General features: G+C 72.3%; 23 protein-coding genes. 10 read left to right on the forward strand and 13 right to left on the reverse strand.

Annotated elements, in window-relative coordinates; all coding sequences use genetic code 11:
• Window positions 1–93: 93 nt before the first annotated feature.
• Window positions 94–369 carry a GlsB/YeaQ/YmgE family stress response membrane protein gene (locus tag ACZ6C1_RS15640; protein ID WP_469241298.1) on the reverse strand — a complete coding sequence of 92 codons (276 nt, stop codon included), beginning with the start codon at window positions 367–369 and terminating at the stop codon, window positions 94–96.
• A gap of 216 nt (window positions 370–585) precedes the next feature.
• Between ACZ6C1_RS15640 and ACZ6C1_RS15645 the strand changes: the two genes are divergently transcribed.
• Both ACZ6C1_RS15645 and ACZ6C1_RS15650 read left to right on the forward strand, forming a co-directional pair.
• Window positions 586–1002 carry a DUF3099 domain-containing protein gene (locus ACZ6C1_RS15645; protein WP_469241300.1) on the forward strand — a complete coding sequence of 139 codons (417 nt, stop codon included), beginning with the start codon at window positions 586–588 and terminating at the stop codon, window positions 1000–1002.
• A 189-nt stretch (window positions 1003–1191) separates the two neighbouring features.
• Window positions 1192–1416, forward strand: coding sequence for a hypothetical protein (locus ACZ6C1_RS15650; RefSeq protein ID WP_469241301.1), 225 nt, complete (start codon window positions 1192–1194; stop codon window positions 1414–1416).
• 8 nt (window positions 1417–1424) lie between these two features.
• Here the strand turns inward: ACZ6C1_RS15650 and moaA are convergent, their stop codons facing one another.
• The 3 genes from moaA to ACZ6C1_RS15665 all read right to left on the reverse strand — a co-directional run bounded on the left by moaA (window position 1425) and on the right by ACZ6C1_RS15665 (window position 4581).
• On the reverse strand, window positions 1425–2414 hold the full coding sequence (moaA, locus tag ACZ6C1_RS15655; RefSeq protein WP_469241303.1) for a GTP 3',8-cyclase MoaA: 990 nt from the start codon (window positions 2412–2414) through the stop codon (window positions 1425–1427).
• Window positions 2415–2578: 164 nt separating this feature from the next.
• Window positions 2579–4207 carry a solute symporter family protein gene (locus ACZ6C1_RS15660; RefSeq protein WP_469241306.1) on the reverse strand — a complete coding sequence of 543 codons (1629 nt, stop codon included), beginning with the start codon at window positions 4205–4207 and terminating at the stop codon, window positions 2579–2581.
• Window positions 4204–4581, reverse strand: coding sequence for a DUF485 domain-containing protein (locus ACZ6C1_RS15665; protein WP_469241308.1), 378 nt, complete (start codon window positions 4579–4581; stop codon window positions 4204–4206). The genes ACZ6C1_RS15660 and ACZ6C1_RS15665 overlap by 4 nt, the downstream gene beginning before the upstream one ends.
• Before the next feature lie 241 nt (window positions 4582–4822).
• Here ACZ6C1_RS15665 and ACZ6C1_RS15670 point away from each other — a divergent pair, with 241 nt between their 5' ends.
• Window positions 4823–6370, forward strand: coding sequence for a S8 family peptidase (locus ACZ6C1_RS15670; protein WP_469241309.1), 1548 nt, complete (start codon window positions 4823–4825; stop codon window positions 6368–6370).
• An 84-nt stretch (window positions 6371–6454) separates the two neighbouring features.
• Entirely contained in the window at window positions 6455–7876 is a 1422-nt protein-coding gene (locus ACZ6C1_RS15675) for a CoA transferase (RefSeq protein WP_469241311.1), read from the forward strand.
• Window positions 7877–7885: 9 nt separating this feature from the next.
• On the opposite strand, the gene ACZ6C1_RS15680 is transcribed toward ACZ6C1_RS15675, so the two are convergent.
• Genes ACZ6C1_RS15680 through ACZ6C1_RS15700 form a run of 5 tightly spaced genes read right to left on the reverse strand, consistent with a single transcriptional unit; the run spans window position 7886 to window position 12822 of the window.
• Complete coding sequence (locus ACZ6C1_RS15680) at window positions 7886–8596, reverse strand: VIT1/CCC1 transporter family protein (protein ID WP_469241313.1); 711 nt, start codon at window positions 8594–8596, stop codon at window positions 7886–7888.
• Between the two features lie 24 nt (window positions 8597–8620).
• Complete coding sequence (locus ACZ6C1_RS15685; RefSeq protein ID WP_469241315.1) at window positions 8621–9838, reverse strand: amidohydrolase family protein; 1218 nt, start codon at window positions 9836–9838, stop codon at window positions 8621–8623.
• Window positions 9835–11112, reverse strand: coding sequence for an amidohydrolase family protein (locus ACZ6C1_RS15690; protein WP_469241317.1), 1278 nt, complete (start codon window positions 11110–11112; stop codon window positions 9835–9837). The genes ACZ6C1_RS15685 and ACZ6C1_RS15690 overlap by 4 nt, the downstream gene beginning before the upstream one ends.
• 22 nt (window positions 11113–11134) lie before the next feature.
• Entirely contained in the window at window positions 11135–12019 is an 885-nt protein-coding gene (locus tag ACZ6C1_RS15695; protein ID WP_469241319.1) for an SDR family NAD(P)-dependent oxidoreductase, read from the reverse strand.
• Window positions 12016–12822, reverse strand: coding sequence for an acetoacetate decarboxylase family protein (locus tag ACZ6C1_RS15700; protein WP_469241321.1), 807 nt, complete (start codon window positions 12820–12822; stop codon window positions 12016–12018). The genes ACZ6C1_RS15695 and ACZ6C1_RS15700 overlap by 4 nt, the downstream gene beginning before the upstream one ends.
• Before the next feature lie 105 nt (window positions 12823–12927).
• On the opposite strand from ACZ6C1_RS15700, the gene ACZ6C1_RS15705 reads away from it, so the two are divergent.
• The 6 genes from ACZ6C1_RS15705 (at window position 12928) to ACZ6C1_RS15730 (ending at window position 18599) form a co-directional block, all read left to right on the forward strand.
• Window positions 12928–13548 carry a TetR/AcrR family transcriptional regulator gene (locus ACZ6C1_RS15705; RefSeq protein ID WP_469241322.1) on the forward strand — a complete coding sequence of 207 codons (621 nt, stop codon included), beginning with the start codon at window positions 12928–12930 and terminating at the stop codon, window positions 13546–13548.
• Window positions 13549–13875: 327 nt separating this feature from the next.
• Entirely contained in the window at window positions 13876–14865 is a 990-nt protein-coding gene (locus ACZ6C1_RS15710; RefSeq protein WP_469241324.1) for a DEDDh family exonuclease, read from the forward strand.
• 65 nt (window positions 14866–14930) lie between these two features.
• Window positions 14931–15167, forward strand: a complete 237-nt coding sequence (locus ACZ6C1_RS15715) for a hypothetical protein (RefSeq protein ID WP_064071372.1) — start codon at window positions 14931–14933, stop codon at window positions 15165–15167.
• A gap of 58 nt (window positions 15168–15225) precedes the next feature.
• Window positions 15226–16023, forward strand: coding sequence for an SURF1 family cytochrome oxidase biogenesis protein (locus ACZ6C1_RS15720; protein ID WP_469241326.1), 798 nt, complete (start codon window positions 15226–15228; stop codon window positions 16021–16023).
• A 30-nt stretch (window positions 16024–16053) separates the two neighbouring features.
• Complete coding sequence (locus ACZ6C1_RS15725; protein ID WP_469241328.1) at window positions 16054–17838, forward strand: glycoside hydrolase family 15 protein; 1785 nt, start codon at window positions 16054–16056, stop codon at window positions 17836–17838.
• Between the two features lie 5 nt (window positions 17839–17843).
• The gene (locus ACZ6C1_RS15730) at window positions 17844–18599 is read left to right on the forward strand and encodes an SDR family oxidoreductase (protein ID WP_469241331.1); all 756 of its coding nucleotides are present in this window, start codon (window positions 17844–17846) and stop codon (window positions 18597–18599) included.
• Between the two features lie 53 nt (window positions 18600–18652).
• On the opposite strand, the gene amaP is transcribed toward ACZ6C1_RS15730, so the two are convergent.
• Genes amaP through ACZ6C1_RS15750 form a run of 4 tightly spaced genes read right to left on the reverse strand, consistent with a single transcriptional unit; the run spans window position 18653 to window position 20386 of the window.
• Window positions 18653–19216: an alkaline shock response membrane anchor protein AmaP gene (gene amaP, locus ACZ6C1_RS15735; protein WP_469241333.1), complete on the reverse strand. Its 564-nt coding sequence runs from the start codon at window positions 19214–19216 to the stop codon at window positions 18653–18655.
• A gap of 6 nt (window positions 19217–19222) precedes the next feature.
• Window positions 19223–19825, reverse strand: a complete 603-nt coding sequence (locus ACZ6C1_RS15740; protein ID WP_469241335.1) for a DUF6286 domain-containing protein — start codon at window positions 19823–19825, stop codon at window positions 19223–19225.
• Window positions 19822–20220, reverse strand: a complete 399-nt coding sequence (locus ACZ6C1_RS15745; RefSeq protein ID WP_469241337.1) for an Asp23/Gls24 family envelope stress response protein — start codon at window positions 20218–20220, stop codon at window positions 19822–19824. The genes ACZ6C1_RS15740 and ACZ6C1_RS15745 overlap by 4 nt, the downstream gene beginning before the upstream one ends.
• Window positions 20195–20386: a hypothetical protein gene (locus ACZ6C1_RS15750; protein WP_469241339.1), complete on the reverse strand. Its 192-nt coding sequence runs from the start codon at window positions 20384–20386 to the stop codon at window positions 20195–20197. The genes ACZ6C1_RS15745 and ACZ6C1_RS15750 overlap by 26 nt, the downstream gene beginning before the upstream one ends.
• Window positions 20387–20403 lie beyond the last annotated feature (17 nt).

The raw sequence follows: 20403 nt of genomic DNA on the forward strand, positions 1-20403 counted from the left end.
CCCTCCCCCCCCCCCCTCTCCCCCCCCCCCCCCCCCCCCCCCCACCCCCCCCCCCCCCCCCCCCCCCCCCCCCCCCCCCCCCGCCGTTCGTCGTCAGGCTCGCTGTCTGTTGCGCCGCATCGACATGTAGAGCATGTCGCCGAGGCCGACGATGACGACCGCGGCCACCACCTGCAAGGCGTGCCGACCCCAGTCGATACCCGGGGTGGCCTCGATGCCGAACGCCCTGGCGAGGGCATTGCCGACGATGCCGCCGATGATGCCGAAGATGGTGGCCAGCCACAGCGGGCTGTGCTGCTTGCCGGGCAGGATCGCCTTGGCGATCAGGCCGAGCACGAATCCGACGATAATCGCCCACAACCAGCCCATGGCTGCCTCCTCGGTACGGATAGACGTGAGCAGTCCCGACAAGTCTCGGCCCGTCCCGCGTACGGCGCATGCCGGACACCGCCGTACGTGTCGGGCCCTAGCGGGTCCGGCCTCGTGAGGGGCGACCCGCTCTCGAACGCGGCGGAGTGCGGGCGTACGGTGGAAGCAAGCCGGTCCGGGGAGCGTGTCGGCGTGGATGTCGGGTGGTGGAACGTGATGCGGAAGCGTGGGAGCGACGAGGTCTTCCGGATCACCGGCGCCCGTCAGGGGCTGGCGGACGACGTGCGTGGACGGCAGCGTCGCTATGTCATCTCGATGTCGGTGCGGACCGTCGCGGTGATCGCGGCCGCGTCCCTGTGGAACGTCCAGCGGCAGGTGGCGATCGTGGCTCTGGTCCTGGGAGCGGTGCTGCCGTACGTCGCGGTGGTGATCGCCAACGCGGGCCGTGAGACGGCGCCTCCGCAGCCGCAGACGTTCGTACCTCCGGCGACCGGGCGGCCGATGCTGGCGGCCGGGCAGCCGGCGGAGGAGACCGGGGCGCGGGAGCACACGAAGCCCGCCGCGGAATCGGTGTCGGAGGATCGCGGGGATCATCAAAAACCCCAGCAGGAACGCCAGTACGAGCAGCACTGAGCTGTTACCGGTCTGCAAAGCTCAAGAAAAGCTCAGATCAATCATGTGGTTTCAGTGCACTCCACCCCTGTCCCCGTGACATACTTCGTAGGCGCTCCGCATCCCCCGTCGGAGCGACGGACCGACGCCGGGCAGCTCCCCCCGTGGCTGCCCGGCGTCGCCTTTGTTCGGGCTTTGTTTGGACGTGTTGTGAGCGACGAGACCACCACCCCGATCTGTTCCGCCAAGGGCTGCCGCACCGCGGCGGTGTGGGTGCTGGCGTGGAACAACCCGAAGCTGCACACGCCGGAGCGGCGCAAGACCTGGCTGGCCTGTGACGAGCACCGGGAGCACCTCTCCCAGTTCCTGGGTGTGCGGGGCTTCCTGAAGGACGTGGTCACGCTGGCCGAGTGGGAGTCCCTCCCGGGCCACTGACGGGCCGGTCAGCCGCCGATCGCCGACATCGGCCGCTCGGGCTGCAGGAAACTGGGGTCGTCCAGGCCGGAGCCGGCCTTCTTCCCCCACATCGCGAGCTTCCAGATGCGGGCGATCTCCTCGTCCGGCGCGTCCGAGCGCAGTGCCGCCCGCAGGTCCGTCTCCTCCTGGGCGAACAGGCAGGTGCGCACCTGGCCGTCGGCGGTGAGCCTCGTCCGGTCGCAGGCCCGGCAGAAGGGCCGGGTGACGGAGGCAATGACACCGACCCGGTGCGGTCCGCCGTCGACGATCCAGCGCTCGGCGGGCGCCGAGCCGCGCGCCTCGTCGGGCTCGGGTTCGAGGGTGAAGCGGGTGCGGAGCGACTCCAGGATGTCGCCGGCGGTGATCATGCCGTCGCGCTTCCAGCCGTGCTGGGCGTCCAGCGGCATCTGCTCGATGAAGCGCAGCTCGTACGCGTTCTCCACGGCCCAGGCGAGCAGGTCGGGGGCCTCGTCGTCATTGAGGCCCGGCATGAGGACCGAATTCACCTTCACCGGTGTGAGCCCGGCCTCCCGGGCCGCCTGGAGGCCCTCCAGGACGTCCTTGTGGCGGTCGCGGCGGGTCAGGGTCTTGAAGACGTCGGGGCGCAGGGTGTCGAGGGAGACATTGACCCGGTCCAGGCCGGCGGCCTTGAGGGCGGTCGCGGTGCGCTTGAGCCCTATGCCGTTGGTGGTGAGCGACATCCTGGGCCGGGGCTCCAGGGCGGCGCACCGCTCGACGATGCCGACCAGGCCGGGGCGCAGGAGCGGCTCCCCGCCGGTGAAGCGGACCTCGGTGATGCCGAGGTCGGTGACGGCGATGCGGATCAGCCGGACGATCTCGTCGTCGCTGAGCAGGTCGGGCTTGGCGAGCCACTGCAGGCCCTCTTCGGGCATGCAGTACGTACACCGCAGATTGCACCGGTCGGTGAGCGAGACGCGCAGGTCGGTGGCCACGCGGCCGTATGTGTCGATGAGCACTGTGGGCGCCCTCCCCCGGTTACCAGGTTCCGTATACCAAGGAGCGTACGTGACCCCACCGACAACAACACGGGCCATTGTCCACAGGAGCGGCACGGCCGCGTCGTAGGGATCTACGACGATCCCCACGGCGCGGCCGCGTGCGGTCGCACAGGGTGTGCGGGTCAGTGCGCTCCGACACCGGTGAGGGACTTGACCTCCAGTTCCGCGTACTTGCCCTTGTCCGGCTCCTCCTTCGACAGCAGGGAGCCGAGCCAGCCGAGGAGGAAGCCCAGCGGGATGGAGATCAGGCCGGGGTTCTCCAGCGGGAACCAGGCGAAGTCGGCGTCCGGGAACATCGAGCTGGGCTTGCCGGAGACGACCGGCGAGAACAGCACGAGCGCCACGGAGGCGGTCAGGCCGCCGTAGATGGACCACAGGGCGCCCTGGGTGGTGAACCTCTTCCAGAACAGGCTGTAGAGGATCGTCGGCAGGTTCGCGGACGCGGCGACCGCGAAGGCCAGGGCTACCAGGCCGGCGACGTTCAGGTCGCGGGCGAGGGCGCCGAGGGCGATGGAGACGACGCCGATGAGGACGGTCGCCCAGCGGGCGGCACGGACCTCCTCCTTCTCCGTGGCCTGTCCCCTGCGGATGACGTTGGCGTAGATGTCGTGCGCGAAGGACGACGACGAGGCGAGGGTGAGGCCCGCGACGACGGCGAGGATGGTGGCGAAGGCGACCGCGGAGATCACGGCGAGCAGGATCGCGCCGCCGGTGGAGCCGCCACCGCCGCCGATCTCCAGCGCGGCCAGCGGGGCCGCCGTGTTGCCCGCCTTGTTGGAGGCGATGATGTCGCCGGGCTTGAGCAGGGCGGCGGCGCCGAAGCCGAGCACGATGGTCATCAGGTAGAAGGCGCCGATGATGCCGATGGCCCAGTTGACCGACTTACGGGCCGCCTTGGCCGTGGGGACCGTGTAGAAGCGGATCAGGATGTGCGGCAGGCCCGCGGTGCCGAGGACGAGCGCGATGCCGAGCGAGATGAAGTCCAGCTTCGAGGTGCCGGTGGCGCCGTACTTGAGGCCCGGTTCGAGGAAGGCCGATCCCTTGCCGCTGTTGGCGGCGGCGGTGCCCAGGAGGTCGGAGAGGTTGAAGCCGAACTTCAGCAGGATGAGGAAGGTGATGAGCAGGGTGCCCGCGATGAGCAGGACGGCCTTGACCATCTGCACCCAGGTGGTGCCCTTCATGCCGCCGATGGTCACGTACACGATCATCAGTACGCCGACGAGGGCGACGATCGCGACCTTGCCGCCGTCGGAGGTGATGCCGAGGAGCAGTGAGACGAGGACGCCCGCACCGGCCATCTGGGCGAGCAGGTAGAAGATCGAGACGACGATGGTGGAGGTGCCGGCGGCGGTCCGGACGGGACGCTGGCGCATCCGGTACGCGAGGACGTCGCCCATGGTGTACCGGCCGGAGTTGCGCAGCGGTTCGGCGACCAGCAGCAGGGCGACCAGCCAGGCGACCAGGAAGCCGATGGAGTAGAGGAACCCGTCGTAGCCGAAGAGGGCGATGGCACCCGCGATACCGAGGAACGACGCGGCGGACATGTAGTCGCCGGAGATGGCGAGGCCGTTCTGGAAGCCGGTGAACTGGCGGCCGCCCGCGTAGAAGTCGGAGGCGTTCCTGGTCTGGCGGCCGGCCCAGACGGTGATGCACAGCGTCGCGACGACGAAGGCCGCGAAGAGGGTGATGATCAGCGGCCGGTGCTCCGAGGCGTCGGACGCGGCGGCCAGCACGACGGTGGGGCTGCTCATGCGTCGGCCTCCATGCGGGTCTCCATACCGGACTTGATGGCTTCCGCCTTCGGGTCGAGCTTCTCGGCGGCGTGCCGGGAGTAGAACCAGGCGATGAGGAAAGTGGTGGCGAACTGGCCGAGGCCGAGGACCAGCGCGACGTTGATGTTGCCGAACACCTTGGTGCCCATGAAACCGCCCGCGTAGTTGGACAGCAGGACGTACAGCAGGTACCAGGCGATGAAGGCGATGGTCAGGGGGAAGGCGAAGGAGCGGTACGTGCGGCGCAGTTCGCCGAATTCCGCACTCTCCTGCACCTCGACGAACGATTCTGTCGTGGGCTGGGCGGGACTGGTGTCCGTACCGCCGTCGGGCGGTGGTGCATCGGTAACCACGGAAACTCCTCGCGACGCGGGTGCGCTGGGCATGGACAAGGACCTGGCGATCGGGGGCGGTACTCGCTCGTGCTCTCCCCTGTCAACGGCACGGAAGCCATGGCGACGCGGTTCACCTGGGGCGTTTTTCTTTCCCCAAGTCATTGATGGGCCGGGATGATCGGCGATAGCTTCGCTCGTCATGCACCCGTCCACGCACACCCGGTGTGTGGACGGACGTCACGGATGATGTGGAGAACCCATGGCTCATCTGAGAACCGGACGCGGGCGCATACTCGCGCTGCCCGCTGGTCTGGCGCTCACGGCCTCGCTCGGTCTGCTACCGGCGGCGGGTGCCTCGGCGGCCCCGCTGGACGAGGCCACGGCCGTCGGCGCCGTCGCCGCGGCCGCGACGAACGGCCCGAAGCTGTCGTACGTCGTGAACGTGACGGGTGGTCACTCCACCGTCAAAGCGGTGAAGAAGGCGATATCCGAGGCGGGCGGCACGGTGGTGATCGCCTATGACCAGATAGGTGTCATAGTCGTCCACTCGCAGAACCCGGACTTCGCCAAGACGATCCGCGAGGTGCGGGGCGTGAAGTCGGCGGGGGCCACGAGGACCACGCCGCTCGCCGCCCAGCGGACCACCGACATCGGAGCCGAGCAGCCGCTGTCCGCCGAGGAGGCCCGGGCGGCCGCCGATGAGGCAACCGACGGCCAGGACCCGTTCGAGCCGCTCCAGTGGGACCTGCCGGCCATCAAGGCCGACAAGGCGCACGAGAAGTCCCTCGGCAGCAAGAAGGTCACCGTCGCCGTGCTGGACACGGGTGTGGACGACACGCACCCGGACCTCGCTCCCAACTTCGACCGGGCCGCCTCCGCGAACTGCGTGACCGGCGCGCCGGACACCACCGAGGGTTCCTGGCGGCCGGGCCCCACCGAGAGCGACCACGGCACGCACGTGGCCGGCACGATCGCCGCCGCGAAGAACGGCGTGGGCGTCACCGGTGTCGCCCCCGGTGTGAAGGTCTCGGGCATCAAGGTGTCCAACCCCGACGGGTTCTTCTACACCGAGTCCGTCGTCTGCGGCTTCATCTGGGCCGCCGAGCACGGCGTCGAGGTGACGAACAACAGCTACTACGTCGACCCGTGGCTGTACACGTGCAAGAACGACCTCGACCAGGGCGCCCTGGTGGAGGCTCTGCAGCGCGCCACGCGGTACGCGGAGCGCAAGGGCGCGGTCAACGTCGCGGCGGCGGGCAACTCCCGTACGGACCTGGCGTCGGACGAGGTGGTCGACAAGACCAGCCCGAACGACACCACGCCGGTCGAGCGGGTCGTCGACCCGAGCGAGTGCCCGGACGTTCCCACCATGCTCAATGGTGTGGTGACGGTGTCCGCGACGGGCGCCAAGGGTCTGAAGGCCTCGTACTCGAACTACGGGCACGGCGTCGTGGACATCGCCGCCCCGGGCGGTGACTCGACGGCGTACCAGCCGCCGGAGGCGCCGGCCACCAGTGGGCTGATCCTGTCGACGCTGCCGGGCGGCAAGTACGGCTACAAGGGCGGTACGTCGATGGCGTCGCCGCACGTGGCGGGTGTGGCCGCGCTGATCAAGTCGACGCGCCCGCACGCCTCGCCGGCCGAGGTCAAGGCGCTGCTGTACAAGCAGGCGGACGACATGGCGTGCACGAACCCGTACGACATCAACGGTGACGGCACGGTCGACGCGGTGTGCGAGGGCGGCAAGCGCGACAACGGCTTCTACGGCACGGGTATGACCGACGCCCTGGACGCGGTGCGGCGGTAACAAGATCCCCGGAGCCCCGGGCGTGGCGTGTGCGCCGCGTCCGGGGCTCTTCCCTGTCCTGGCACTGAGTGCCATAGTGCCCCTATGGACGCTCCCTTTCCTTCCGGTATCGCCCAGGCATGGATGACACTGGGTGCCGACCAGTCGCTACTGGAGCGGGTTTCCCTCAGCGGCCCCTCGGACGGCCTGCCCGCGCGGCTGCCCGTGAGGGAACTGGCCCGCGCCACCGTGGCGGTCTGCTCACTCGCCGCCGCGGAGCTGGCCGCCGTACGCACCGGAGGCCCGGTGCCACGGGTACGGGTCGACGACGGGGCGGTGGCCACGGCGTTCCTCAGCGACCGGCTGGTCAGGGTCGACGGGCGGGCGTGGACCACGTTCGCGCCGCTGTCGCGGTTCTGGCGGGCGGCCGACGGGTGGGTGCGTACGCACGCCAACTACCCGCACCACCGGGAGCGGCTGCTCGCCGCGCTCGGCCTGCCGGACGGCGCCGGGACGGACGCGGTCGCCGACGCGATCGCGGGGCGCCGTGCGGTGGACGTGGAGGAGACCGTGTACGCGGCGGGCGGTCTCGCCGTCGCGGCGCGCGGCGCCGCCGAATGGGCCGCGCACGAGCAGGGCGCCCTGGTGGCGGGGCAACCTTTGCTGACCCTGGAGCGGATCGGGGACGCTGCGGGGGCCGCGGCGGGAGCCACGCGCGCGTGGAGCCGGATGTCCGGTACGAGTGCGTCACCGCTGCCCTGCGCCGGGTTGCGGGTGCTGGACCTGACGCGGGTGCTGGCCGGGCCGGTCGCCACGCGGACGCTCGCGCTGCTGGGCGCGGACGTCCTGCGGATCGACGCGCCGCACCTGCCGGAGAGCCAGGAGGCCCACAACGACACCGGGATGGGCAAGCGGTCGACGCTGCTGGACCTCGGGCACGGCGCGGACCACCGCGTGTTCGAGGAGCTCCTCGCGGGCGCCGACGTGGTGGTGACCGGCTACCGGCCGGGCGCGCTGGACCGGTTCGGGCTCTCCCCCGAGGCACTGGCCGAGCGCCGCCCCGGCCTGGTCGTCGCCCAGCTTTCGGCCTGGGGCCGGTACGGGCCGTGGCACGAGCGGCGCGGCTTCGACAGCCTGGTCCAGGTGGCGACGGGCATCGCCGCGCTGGAGGGCTCCGACGGCGAGCCGGGCGCGCTGCCCGCCCAGGCCCTGGACCACGGCACCGGATACCTGCTGGCCGCCGCCGTACTGCGGGCGCTGAGTCGGCAGCACGGCCGGGACGGCGGCGGGACGTGGCTCGCCCGGCTGGCCCTGACGCAGACCGCGCACTGGCTGGTGCACGGGCTCACCGAGGGACCGCGGCACGAGGGCGGCTACGCCCCGGAACGCTGGATGGCCACCACGGACAGCCCGATGGGCCGGCTGCGGCACGCGCTGCCCCCGGTGGCGTACGAGGGAGGCCCGGCGAACTGGTCCCGCCCGCCCGGCCGGTGGGGCACGGACGCCCCTCGATGGGTCACGGCGTGACGCGGGGCCTCATACCCCCGCCGCGCCCAGCAGCGACCCCGCCCCGTACGTCACGGCCATCGCCAGGGCGCCCCCGCCCACCACGCGCAGGATCGCCGGGCGGGCCGGGGCCGCGCCGAGGCGGGCACTGGACCAGCCGGTGAGGGTGAGGGCGGCGAGGACCGAGAGGACCGTGACGTAGAGGCGGGCCGGTGCCGGCGGGAGGACGATGGCGAGGAGGGGGAGCAGCGCGCCGGCCGTGAAGGCCAGGAAGCTGGCGGCCGCCGCGTGCCAGGGGTTGGTCAGTTCGTCGGGGTCGATGCCCAGTTCCACGCGCGCGTGGGCGCGCAGTGCGTCGCGTTCCGTGAGCTGTTCGGCGGCCTCGCGGGCGACGTCGCGGGTCAGGCCGCGGGCTTCGAGGAGGCCGGTGAGTTCGTCGAGTTCCGCCTCGGGCTGTTCGCGCAGCTCCCGCTTCTCCTCGGTCAGGGCGGCCTTCTCGGAGTCGCGCTGGGTGGAGACGGAGACGTACTCGCCGGCGGCCATCGACATCGAGCCGGCGAGCAGGCCCGCGAGACCCGCCGTGAGGAGGGTGGCGCGGTCGTCGGTGGCGCCGGCGACGCCGACGACGAGTCCGGCGGTGGAGACGACGCCGTCGTTGGCGCCGAGGACGGCGGCACGCAGCCAGTTGAGGCGTGTGCCGAGCGCGCCGCCGTGTTCCTCTTCGTGGGGTGCGTCAGTCACCCCGGGAGGGTCTCACCGTCACGTTCACCAGACCCGTACCGACCCGCCGGGTGCGAACGCGGGGCTCGTCGCGTCCGGCGGGGCCTCCCGCAGCGGTTCGGCGATCTCGTCGACGGTGGGCCCGTGGACGGCCGCGAGCGGGTCGAGGATCGCGAGGTCGAAGCCGTACACCCGGGCCGCGTTGCCACCGGCCATGGCGGCGACCTCGTCGCGCGGCAGGCCCGCGTAGGCGGCGCGGAGGCCTTCGCGGGAGTACGGGCCCGTCCCCTCGTCGTGCGGGTAGTCGCTACCCCACATGATCTTGTCCAGACCGATCCGGTCCCGGAGCGGCACCTCGTGCGGGCGCATGAAACTCGCGCCGACGAAGCAGTTGTCCCGCCACACCTCGCTGGGGCCCTTGCCCATGGAGGCCGACAGCCCTGCGCCGAACTTGGCTTCGGCCGAGGCGGAGGCCGCGACCAGGCGGGCGTGGTAGTAGTCCAGCATGTCCAGGACGCCGGGGATCCAGCCGGAGCCCTGTTCGGTGAGGACGAGTGTGAGCCGGGGGTGGCGGCGGAAGGCGCCGCCGAAGACGAGGTGCCACAGGGCGCGGTGCGAGAACCAGGTCGTCTCCACCATGAACACCGCCCGCGCGGCCGGTTCGTCGCCGAGCGGCGGGGACGCCGAGCCGCCGTGGTGGTTGACGGGTACGTCCAGTTCCTCGCACACCGCCCAGATCGGGTCGTACGCCCGGGAGTACAGCTCGGGGACGCCCGAGCCCGGCGGGGCGCCCGGCAGCAGGATGCCGCCCGTCAGACCCGCCTCCTTGGTGCGGCGTACCTCGCGGGCGGCCTCCTCCGGGTCGTTCAGCAGGATCTGCGCGACGCCCGCCCGGCGGCCGGGAGCGAGGGAGCAGAAGTCGGCGAGCCACCGGTTGTGGGCGCGCAGGCCCGCCCAGCGCCGCTCGTACTCCTCACGGGTCGGCGCGGGTGCCATCAGGGACGCCGACGGGAAGAAGGGCGGGATCGTGTTGGGGAAGACGACCTCGGCGACGATGCCGTCCGCCTCCAGTTCGGCGAGGCGGCGGTCGGAGTTCCAGTTGCGGTCGGCGGTGTCGGCGAGCAGGTCCTCGTACGGGTTGACGTAGCCGGCCGCCCAGGCGTCGAAGTCGTCGTGGTGCTTCTTCTCCAGGTACGGCTTGTAGTCGAGGAGGTCGGCGCCGGCGTGGCAGTCGGCGGAGATGACGGTGTAGCGCCCGGTCATGGCGTCACTCCCAGGACCGGGAAGTCCTGGCCGGTGAGCCAGTGGCGGCCCGTCTCGCGCGAGCGCGCCCAGGAGGCCTCCACGGCCGCCTGGTCGTCGTTCTGGCCCAGTTCGGCGGGGGTGGGGCCGATACGGCGGGCGAGGGACTCCAGTTTCGCCGTGTCGAAGCCGAAGACCTCCGCCGCCGCGAGGCCCAGCATGCGCCGGGTTTCGGCGACCGGGATGTCGTGGAACGTTCTCCGCAGCCACGCGCGCGTGTCGGGCCACGTGCCCTCGGGGTGGGGGAAGTCGCTGCCCCACAGGATGTTGTCGACGCCGATCTCGTACCGCTGGGCGAGCTCGCGCCGTTTGGTGTTGGTCGCGCAGACGAAGACCTGGCGGTCCACGTACGCGCTGGGCGGGCGCGTCAGCTCGGCGAAGGGGGAGAGTTTCTTCCCGCCGTGGGCCCCCAGGTAGAGCCGGTCCATGAACCACAACAGGTTCGGCAGCCACCAGCAGCCCGACTCGGCGACGCCGAACCGGAGTCCGGGGTGGCGTTCGAAGACGCCCGACCAGAGCAGGAACCACAGCGGCCGGGCCGGCCACCAGGTGACCTCGCTGACGTAGATGCCGAGGTGGTCCCCGTACTCGTGGCGCGGTGCCGCGCCCGAGTGGGTGAGCACGGGCATGGCGCTCTCGGCGGCGGCCGCCCACACCGGGTCGTAGCGGCGGTCGTGGTAGGGCGCTCGGTCGACCCACATGGAGGGGATCATCAGGGCGCCGAGGCCGGACTCCTTGGCCCGGTGGATCTCGGCGACGACCCGGTCCACCGCACCCGTGACGGGCAACAGGGCCACCCCGCAGTGCCGTTCGGGATTCCCGGACACGAACTCGGCCAGCCAGCGGTTGTGCGCCTGCGCGCCCGCCATGCCCAGCTCCGGATCCTGGTCGCCGGACAGGCCGAGGCCGACGCCGAAGGGCGCGGCGGTCCCGCTGTCGACGGCGTCCGCGTCGGGGAAGACGACCTCGGCGGCCACCCCGTCCCCGTCGAGCTCCTTGAGCCGCTGGGCGGGGTCCCAGCCGCCCCTGAGGCCTTCCTCGTTGTCGCTGAACCACTTTTCCGCGAACGCCTCGTCACGGACGCCGAGCCGGGTCATCTCGGCGCGGCGGGCGTCCCTCCCGGCGAGGAACTCGTCGAAGGCGCGGTGGAAGCGGGACTCCAGGTAGGGCCGGTACCGCTCGGTGGGCAGTCCGGCGTGGCAGTCGGAGGAGATGATCAGATACGGATCCGTCACTGCGGCCCCCTCGGTCGCGTCCTCAGTCGAGTACGAAGCTCTCCAGGTACGTCGGGTCGGCGCGGTCGAGCATGGACCGTGCCCTGGCCCTGATCTGCCGGTCGCTGTGCTCGCCGGGCGGCAGCATCCAGAAGCGGTCCGCCCGGATGCCGTCCACCACGTGTTCGGCGACCTCCTCGACCGGGGTGAAGGCCACCTCGTGCCCGGCTTCCCTCATTGCGGCCTCCCACTGGTCGAGGCTGCGGTACGGGGTCGTGCGGGGGCGCTGTTTGGCGTACCGGGCGGGCCGGTTGCGGTGCGACTCCCACAGGCCGGTGCGCAGCATGTGCGGGCCGGGGAAGAGCACCGAGGCCCCCACGCGCGCGTGCTCCGCCTTGAGGTGGGCGTACAGGGACTCCGTCATGGTGACGACGGCCGCCTTGGTGACGGCGTACACCGAGGCGGTGGGCAGTGGCGCGATGCCGCCGTCCCCGGAGGAGGTGTTGACGATGTGGCCCGGTTCGCCGGCCGCCAGCATGCGCGGGACGAAGGCCTGGATGCCGTGGAAGACGCCCCAGACGTTGACGGCGAAGGCCCACTCCCAGTCGTTGGGGTCGTGTTGCCACATGCGGCCCTCGGCGCCGGAGCCGACACCGGCGTTGTTGCACAGCACGTGGACGGCGCCGAAGGTCTCGTACACGGCGTCGGCCAGGGAGACGACCGAGGCGCGTTCGGAGACGTCGACGGTACGGGCGAGGACCTCGGCGCCCTCGGCCCGCAGCCGGGTGAACGCCTCCTCCAGGGCGGCCGCCTCCACGTCCGCGAGGACCACCTTGAGCCCTTCGGCGGCGAACCGGCGGGCCATGGCGAGCCCGATGCCGCTCGCGGCACCCGTGACCACGGCGACCTGGCCGGCCCGCAGCCTCATCGGCCGGCCCCTCGGGGCGGCGGGGCGTCGAGGACCTGTCGCGGATCGTCGTAGCGCTGGTGGATGTACGGCATGAGCGCCTGGGCGCTGACCCGCTCCACGACCCGGCCGCGCTGGCCGGTGGTCTTCTCGCCGATCGTGATCTCGACGACGCGGCGTACGGTCAGGTCGGCGACCGGGTCGTACATCGATTCGCGCAGCACCACGTCACCCGTGATCCGCTCCAGGGAACGCGCCTTCTCGCGGCGTACGCAGTGCACGAGTACCGGGTCGGTGTCGAGACCCGAACCGTCCACGGCGGGAAGGAACTTGAAGTAGAAGTCGACTCTCTCGACGGGCTCGGCGGGCAGCGGCAGCGGGCCGTCCACCGCGCCCCGCACCTCGACGAACGCGATGCCGTGCCGGGCGAGTGCCGCCCGCACCGTCGGGCCGTCGCGCTCCACGGTGACCTCGCCCAGCTTCTTGGGTTCGCCGAACACCTCGCGTCCGCCGGTCAGCGCCCGCTCGTGCGTCATCGGCATGACGAGCGGATACCAGCCCTCCTGGTCGTCGTGGGTGGCGGCGACCGCGACGGAGCCGGCGCCGAGCGGGTGTCCCGGAAGGCCGACCTTGCTGATGGCGGCCCGTACGAGCGGGCGTGGGCCGGGCTTGAGCGGGGGCGGCAGCACGGCCGCGACCACGTCGGGGTCGCTCTCCCACACGGCGACCACGCCGGTGGACCAGATGTCGGGGAGCTTCGCGCTCGCGGCCCGGGCCGCGGCGATCTCCTGCTCGGTGCGGGCGCCGTACCGTACGCGTGCCATGGCGTACCACCCTTCGTCGGGGGTGAGGAACGGATGCTCTGTAACACCGTTACACCGTGCCCGATGAACTGGGAACAGCCGTGCGCGTACGGGAGTTGAGCGCCGATGCCGAAGCCGTCACTGACCCGCGACGAGGTTCTGCGGGCCGCCGCCCGGCTGGTGGAGCGGGACGGCCCTGCGGCCCTCACCATGCGCGGACTGGCCGCCGAGCTGGGCACGGCCGTCACGTCGATCTACTGGCACGTCGGCAACCGCGAGTCGCTCCTGGACGCCCTCGCCGCCCGCACGGTGGCCGAGCTGGGCACGGTCACGCCCCGGGGCGGCACCCCCGCCGCACGGATCGTCTCCGTCGCGCGCACGCTCCGCCGGGAGCTCCTGGCCCGCCCGCACCTGGTCGCCATGGTCCACGAACGCGGCCTGACGGAGCGGATGTTCCTGCCCGCGCGGCGGGCCCTGGTCCACGAGGTGCACGCGGCGGGCCTGCGCGGCGCCCGGGCGGCCGGGGTGGTGCGGGCGGTGCAGTACCAGGTCGTCGGGTACGTCCTGGTGGAGCGCAACCGCGAGCGGGCACCGGTGCAGTCGCCGGGCGAGCACGAGCTGTGGGACGCGGAGGCCTCCGAGCACGACCCGGCACTGGCCCGCGAGCTGGGCCGCCCCGTGGACGCGGAGCGGCTCTTCGTCACGTCGGTACGTGCCCTGGTGGAGGGCCTGCTGGGGCAGCGGTGAATCGGGCGCGGCACCGAGCGGGCGTTCCGCGTCGACCGGGACCCGTCGGTCGCGCCGTACGCCAGGGGCGCATCCGCGAGCACCGGGCACGGGCACCGGGCACGGGCACCGGGCACGGGCACCGGACGCACGGTACCGGCGGCCGGCCCCGCCGCCTCGGCCGCACGGGCGGCCCGCGGCGGGTGGCCGCGGGTGACCTCGTCGCCGTGCTCGGCCGAGGGGTCCAACTGCCCCTCACCGCTTCGGCGCAGGGGCGCGGGGCGTCAACACGGCGACCGCACGGGGCATGCCCGGCGACGGCGTTGTCAGTGGCGGCCTCTATTCTCAGTGACCATGCTCGACGACCGTACGACAGCAGCACCGTGGCCGACCGCCTACCCGAAGCAGGGGTACGCGGTCGTCGACGTGGAGACCACCGGCCTCGCACGCGACGACCGGATAGTGTCCGCTGCCGTCTACCGGCTGGACGCGCAGGGCAATGTGGAGGACCACTGGTACACGCTGGTCAATCCGGAGCGCGACCCCGGCCCGGTGTGGATCCACGGTCTGACGAGTGACGTGCTGGAGGGGGCGCCGCTCTTCCCGGACATCGCGGCGGAGTTCTCCGCGCGCCTCGACGGACGGGTGCTCGTCGCGCACAACGCCATGTTCGACTGGTCGATGATCGCCCGCGAGTACGCACGGGCGGAGCGGACGGCGCCGGTGCGGCAGCGGCTGTGCACCATCGCGCTCTCCAAGGAGCTCGGGCTTCCGCTGTCCAACTTCAAGCTGGAGTCGCTGGCCACGCACTTCGGCGTCGTGCAGCGGCAGGCGCACAACGCGCTGGACGACGCGCGGGTGCTGGCCGAGGCGTTCCGCCCGAGCCTGCACGCGGCCGCGGAGCGGGGCGTACGGCTGCCGCTGCTGGAGTGCCGCCCGCTCACCGAATGGGCGTCGTCCTCCTCCACCGGGTCGTCGGCGCCGCGCATCGGGCAGCAGGCGTCGTACCGCGGCAACAGCTGGCGGCCGTCGCGGAAGCGACCGGCCTGCCCGTACCCCAACCCCGGGCGTTACGAAGCGGACAAACCGCTCAAGCAGGGCATGCGAGTGGCGTTCTCGGGTGACACCGGTATCGACCGGGAGCTGCTGGAGGACCGCGCGGTCGAGGCGGGCCTCCATGTGGCCACCAGCGTCTCGCGGCTGACCAGCCTGCTCGTGACCAACGACCCGGACGCCGCCACGTCCAAGACGGTCAAGGCCAAGTCCTTCGGCACGCCGATCGTCGACGAGGCGGCGTTCACCCAGTTGCTCCGTGACGTGGCCCCGGCAGACGAGTAAGCAGACGGGTGACCACCGGGCGTTTCGCCGCCCCTTCCGGACCGCCGGACCGCACCCTGTGGCGCATGGCACGTTGTGAGGTCTGCGGAAACGATTACGGCATGTCCTTCGAGGTGCACGCGCAGGGCGCCGTGCACGTCTTCGACTGCTTCGCCTGCGCCATCCACCGCATGGCGCCCATCTGCGAGCACTGCCGGGTCCAGATCATCGGCCAGGGCGTCGAGGCCGACGGCCAGTGGTTCTGCGGGGCGCACTGCGCCCGCGCGGAGAAGGGGCAGGTGGGCATCGTCGACAAGGTGTGACACGACCGGACGGGACCCCCCATCGGGGTCCCAAACCGGAACAGGTACGGTCGAAGCCGTGTACCGCTTCCTGTTGTCCCGGCAGTGGGTGATCCTCACCCTCATCGCCCTCGTTCTCATCCCCGTGATGATCGAGCTGGGCTTCTGGCAGTTCCACCGGCACGAGCGCCGGGTCACGCAGAACCAGTTGATCGAGGACAACCTGAAGGCGGAGCCCGTCCCCGTGACGGAGCTCACCTCCCCCGGCCACACCGTCCCCCGCCCCGACTTCTGGCGCGCCGTCACCGCCACCGGCACCTTCGACACGGCCCACGAGGTGGTCGTACGCCGCCGGACCAACGCCGACGACAGGATCGGCGTGCTGGTCCTCACCCCCCTCGTCCTCGACGACGGCCGCGCGGTCCTCGTCAACCGGGGCTGGATCCCGGCCGCCGCCGACCAGAAGTCGTTCCCCGACGTCCCGCCCGCCCCCAAGGGCGAGGTGACCGTGACGGGCCGGCTCAAGGCCGACGAGACGACCGGCGCCAGCGGCATCAAGGACCTCAGCGGACTGCCGGACCGCCAGGTGATGCTGATCAACAGCGAGCAGCAGGCGAAGAACCTCGGCCGCGAGGTGCTCGGCGGCTACCTGGAACAGACCGTGCCCGCGCCGGCCGGGGACACCCCGGAGCTGATCCCCGAGCCCGACCACGACTCCATCGGCGCGCACATGGCGTACGCGGTGCAGTGGTGGCTGTTCGCGGCGGGCGTGCCGGTCGGCTGGGTGGTGCTGGTGCGCCGCGAGAAGCGCGACCGCGAGGCGGCCGCCGCCGGAGGGACGCGGCCCACCGTCGAGGCCGAGCCGTCCGCTGCTTAGCCGAACGCCGGTGCGGGAAGACGCCAGAGCGTGACGCAACGCATCGAGGACTACGCCCTCATCGGGGATCTGCAGACGGCCGCGCTGGTGGGCAGGGACGGCTCGATCGACTGGCTGTGCCTGCCGCGCTTCGACTCGGCGGCCTGCTTCGCCGCGCTGCTCGGCGACGAGAACAACGGCCACTGGCGGATCGCCCCCAAGGACGGACACGCCTGCACCGGGCGCCGGTACATCGGTGACTCCCTCGTCCTGGAGTCCGTCTGGGAGACCCGCACCGGCACGGTCAGGGTGCTGGACTTCATGCCGCAGCGCGACGAGGCCCCCGATGTCGTACGCATCGTGGAGGGCGTCACCGGCACGGTCGAGATGGCGGCGGTACTGCGTCTGCGCTTCGACTACGGGTCCGTCGTGCCGTGGGTGCGCCGGACGGACGGCCACCGGGTGGCGGTCGCGGGCCCCGACTCGATATGGCTGCGCAGTGAGCCGGAGGTCAAGACGTGGGGTCAGCAGTTCAGCACCTGTTCGTCATTCACCGTCCGCGCGGGCGAGAAGGTGGCGTTCGTGCTGACCTGGCACCCCTCGCACCGGCCACGCCCGCCGCTGATCGACCCGTTCGAGGCGCTGGAGCACACGCTGGAGGACTGGGAATCCTGGTCGGCACAGTGCACGTACGAGGGGCCCCACCGGGACGCCGTGATGCGTTCGCTCATCACGCTCAAGGCTCTGACGTACGCCCCGACGGGCGGGATCGTCGCCGCGCCGACGACCTCGCTGCCGGAGGAATTGGGGGGCGTACGCAACTGGGACTACCGCTTCTGCTGGCTGCGCGACGCGACGCTCACGCTGGGCGCGCTGCTGTCGGCGGGCTACCTGGACGAGGCCGCCGCGTGGCGCGACTGGCTGCTGCGGGCGGTGGCCGGTGACCCGGCGGACCTCCAGATCATGTACGGGGTCGCCGGTGAGCGCCGGCTGCCGGAGACCGAGCTGCCGTGGCTGCGCGGGTACGCCGGGTCGGCGCCGGTCCGGACCGGCAACGCGGCCGTGCGCCAGTTGCAGCTCGACGTGTACGGGGAGGTCATCGACTCCCTGTACCTGGCACGCGAGGCGGGGCTGGCGGCACAGTCGCACGCGTGGAACCTGCAGCTCAGCCTGCTGGGGTTCCTGGAGTCGACCTGGCGGCAGCCCGACGAGGGGCTGTGGGAGGTGCGCGGACCGCGCCGGCACTTCGTGCACTCCAAGGTGATGGCGTGGGTCGCCGCCGACCGCGCGGTGCGCACGCTGGAGCAGGACCCGTCGCTGCGCGGTGACGTGGGCCGGTGGCGGGCGATGCGCGACGAGGTGCACCGGGAGGTGTGCGAGAAGGGGTACGACCCGGAGCGCAACACCTTCACGCAGTCGTACGGCTCACGGGACCTGGACGCGGCGACGCTGCTGATCCCCCGGGTCGGTTTCCTGCCCCCGGACGACCCGCGCGTGGTGGGCACGGTGGACGCGGTGTGGGAGGAGCTCAACCACGACGGGCTGATCCGGCGGTACAGCACCGAGGGCGTGCCGGTCGACGGGCTGCCCGGCGACGAGGGGACCTTCCTCGTCTGCTCGTTCTGGATGGCGGACGCGCTGCGGATGACGGGCCGTACGAAAGAGGCGCGGGAACTGTTCGAGCGGCTGCTGTCGCTGCGCAACGACGTGGGGTTGCTGGCCGAGGAGTACGACGCGTCCACGCGGCGGCAGCTCGGCAACTTCCCGCAGGCTTTCAGCCACATCGGTCTGGTGGGAACGGCCCTCGCGCTGGCCCGGGAGGAGGCGGCAGGATAGGGCCCATGGATCTTGGACTGAAGGACCGTGTGTACGTGGTGACCGGTGCGTCCCGGGGCCTGGGCAACGCCTCCGCGCGTGCCCTGGCGGCGGACGGCGCGAAGGTCGTGCTCTCCTCGCGTGACGAGAAGGCGGTGACCGAGGCCGCCGCCGAGCTGGGCTCCGGCGCGGTGGGCGTCGCGGCGGACAACGCCGACCCGTCGGCCCCCGACCGTCTGATCGGCGCCGCCCGGGAGCACTTCGGGCGGTTCGACGGCGTCCTCATCAGCGTGGGCGGCCCGGCCCCGGGGTGGGCGGCGGACAACACGGACGAGCAGTGGCAGGCGGCGTTCGACTCGGTGTTCCTGGGTGCGGTACGGATGGCCCGGGCCGCGGCGGCCGCGCTGCCGGAGGGCGGGGTGATCGGGTTCGTCCTGTCCGGTTCGGTGCACGAGCCGATCCCCGGGCTGACCATCTCCAACGGCCTGCGCCCCGGCCTCGCGGGCTTCGCCAAGTCCCTCGCGGACGAGCTGGGCCCGCGGGGTATCAGGGTCGTCGGTCTGCTCCCGAGCCGTATCGACACCGACCGCGTCCGGGAGCTGGACGCCCTGTCCGGCGACGCGGCCGCTGCCCGCGCGGCCAACGAGTCGCGGATCCCGCTGCGCCGCTACGGCACGCCGGAGGAGTTCGGCAACACCGCGGCGTTCCTCCTCTCCCCGGCGGCCTCGTACCTCACGGGCGTGATGCTCCCCGTCGACGGCGGTGCCCGCCACGGCTTCTGATCCACTCCCCCGCCGCCCGCCCCGTCCGACCGGTGACGTGGTGTGGCACGGGGTCAGGTGACGCGGCGCGCCTGGTGTTTCGCCGCGCGCAGGTGGGCCTCGGTGGGAAGCCGGCCGAGGCCCGCCGACTCGCGGGCGTGCCGTAGCACGCCGTCCCGCAGGCGGGACAGGGTCTCCTTCGGTGACGCGTGGGGCTCCAGCAGCAGCGACACCCGAGCCGAGGGTGCCGTACGGCGGCCGGTGAGCCGGACGCGGGCGCGCGAGACTCCGTCGAGTGACTCCGCCTCCGACTCCACGGCACCCTCCAGCGCCCGGCCCCGCAGGACCGCGCTCTCCGCGTCCCGGCTGTCGACCAGCACCTCCGCCAGCCGGGGCCTCCGGAGTTGGGCGAGCAGCCACCAGAGCGTCAGGAGGAGCAGCACCGCCAGCACCGCGACGACGACCGGCCACCCCCACCGGCGCCGTGCCGACTCGCTGAGGAGCACGGCGTCCGGGCCCTTCCACGGCCACCACGACGGCACGCCCAGGTCCAGGCCGGCCACGAGCACCGCACCGCCCACGCACACCAGCACCACTCCGGCGAGGCCCAGCAGGACCCGGTTGACGGTTCTCAGCATGTCCGTTCACCCCTTCCGCGGCGGGCGCACCACGCGCACCGAGAGCTGCGGCGGCCGTGCCAAACCCAGTTCGTCGATCGCCGCCCGCAGCGCGGCCTCCAGGTCGGTGCGTACCTCCGCGAGTTCGCGGAAGTGGGACACCGCCCGGACGGAGGCCTTGCGGCGCCTTGCCCGTACCCGTGCCGACTGCACTCCCGCCACCGCCGTCGCCCGGTCACGCAGCACGATCTCCACCGCGTCCCGCCGCAGCCCCGCGCGCAGCGGTTCGGCGTCGCGCCGCATCGGCAGGACGGTGCGCAGCCCGGGCGTACCGGCCAGCACCAGGAGCCAGACGCCCAGCGCGACCGCCGCCCCGGCGCCGGCGATCACCGCCACGTCGTCGAGCGGCCGGGTGGCCAGATCGTCGGCGAGGGCACGGCGCCAGCGCATGCCGGGCCGCCCGGCCCGCACGGAGACGATGTCGTACAGCAGCAGCCCCACACCGGCGAGGAGCAGCACCGCGAGTACGGCGGCCGGCACGCGCCGCCCGGACCAGAAGCGGTGCGCGCGGCCCGGTGTCCCCTGTTCCTCCAGGGCCGGGGCGGGTTCGGTGGGCGCGGTGCTGCTCATCGGACCCTCCCGCGGCCCTTGTCCCGCTCGCGGGTGAACGGGGAGTGCAGCCGCTCCACGTGGACCGCCACCTCCGGTACCTCCATGCCCGCCAACGTCCGCACCCGCCGGATGACCTGGCGGCGTACCGCGGCGCAGCGGGCACCGATGTCGGAGGGGTAGTCGAGTTCCAGGCTGATGCCGACGCGCGCGGTGTCGCGGTGCACGACGACCGTCGCGTGCGGCGGCCGGCCGCGCTCCCCGGTGCGCCGTTCGTCACCTGATGCCTCGTCGAGCGCTTCCCGCGCCGCGCGCGCGGCGATCTTCGCCACCACGCGGTCCGCGATGGTGGTCGCCCCGCGTTCCGCCGCCAGGACCCCCGTCACCGCGTCACCGCCTCCGGTCGCCGCGGTCACGGCCCCGGAAGAAGTCGCCGGGTTCCAGGTCCCCGTCGAGGAACCGCCCGGCCACGAAGCCGACCGCTCCCAGGGCGGCCACCAGCAAAAACGCTCCGAAGCCGCCGAAATATCCGGCGAAGCCGAGCGCCATTCCGGCCACCAGGCCGACCATCGCCATGCTCATCGTGCGCTCCTCAAACG

It is taken from the genome of Streptomyces sp. NPDC041796, assembly GCF_055590785.1.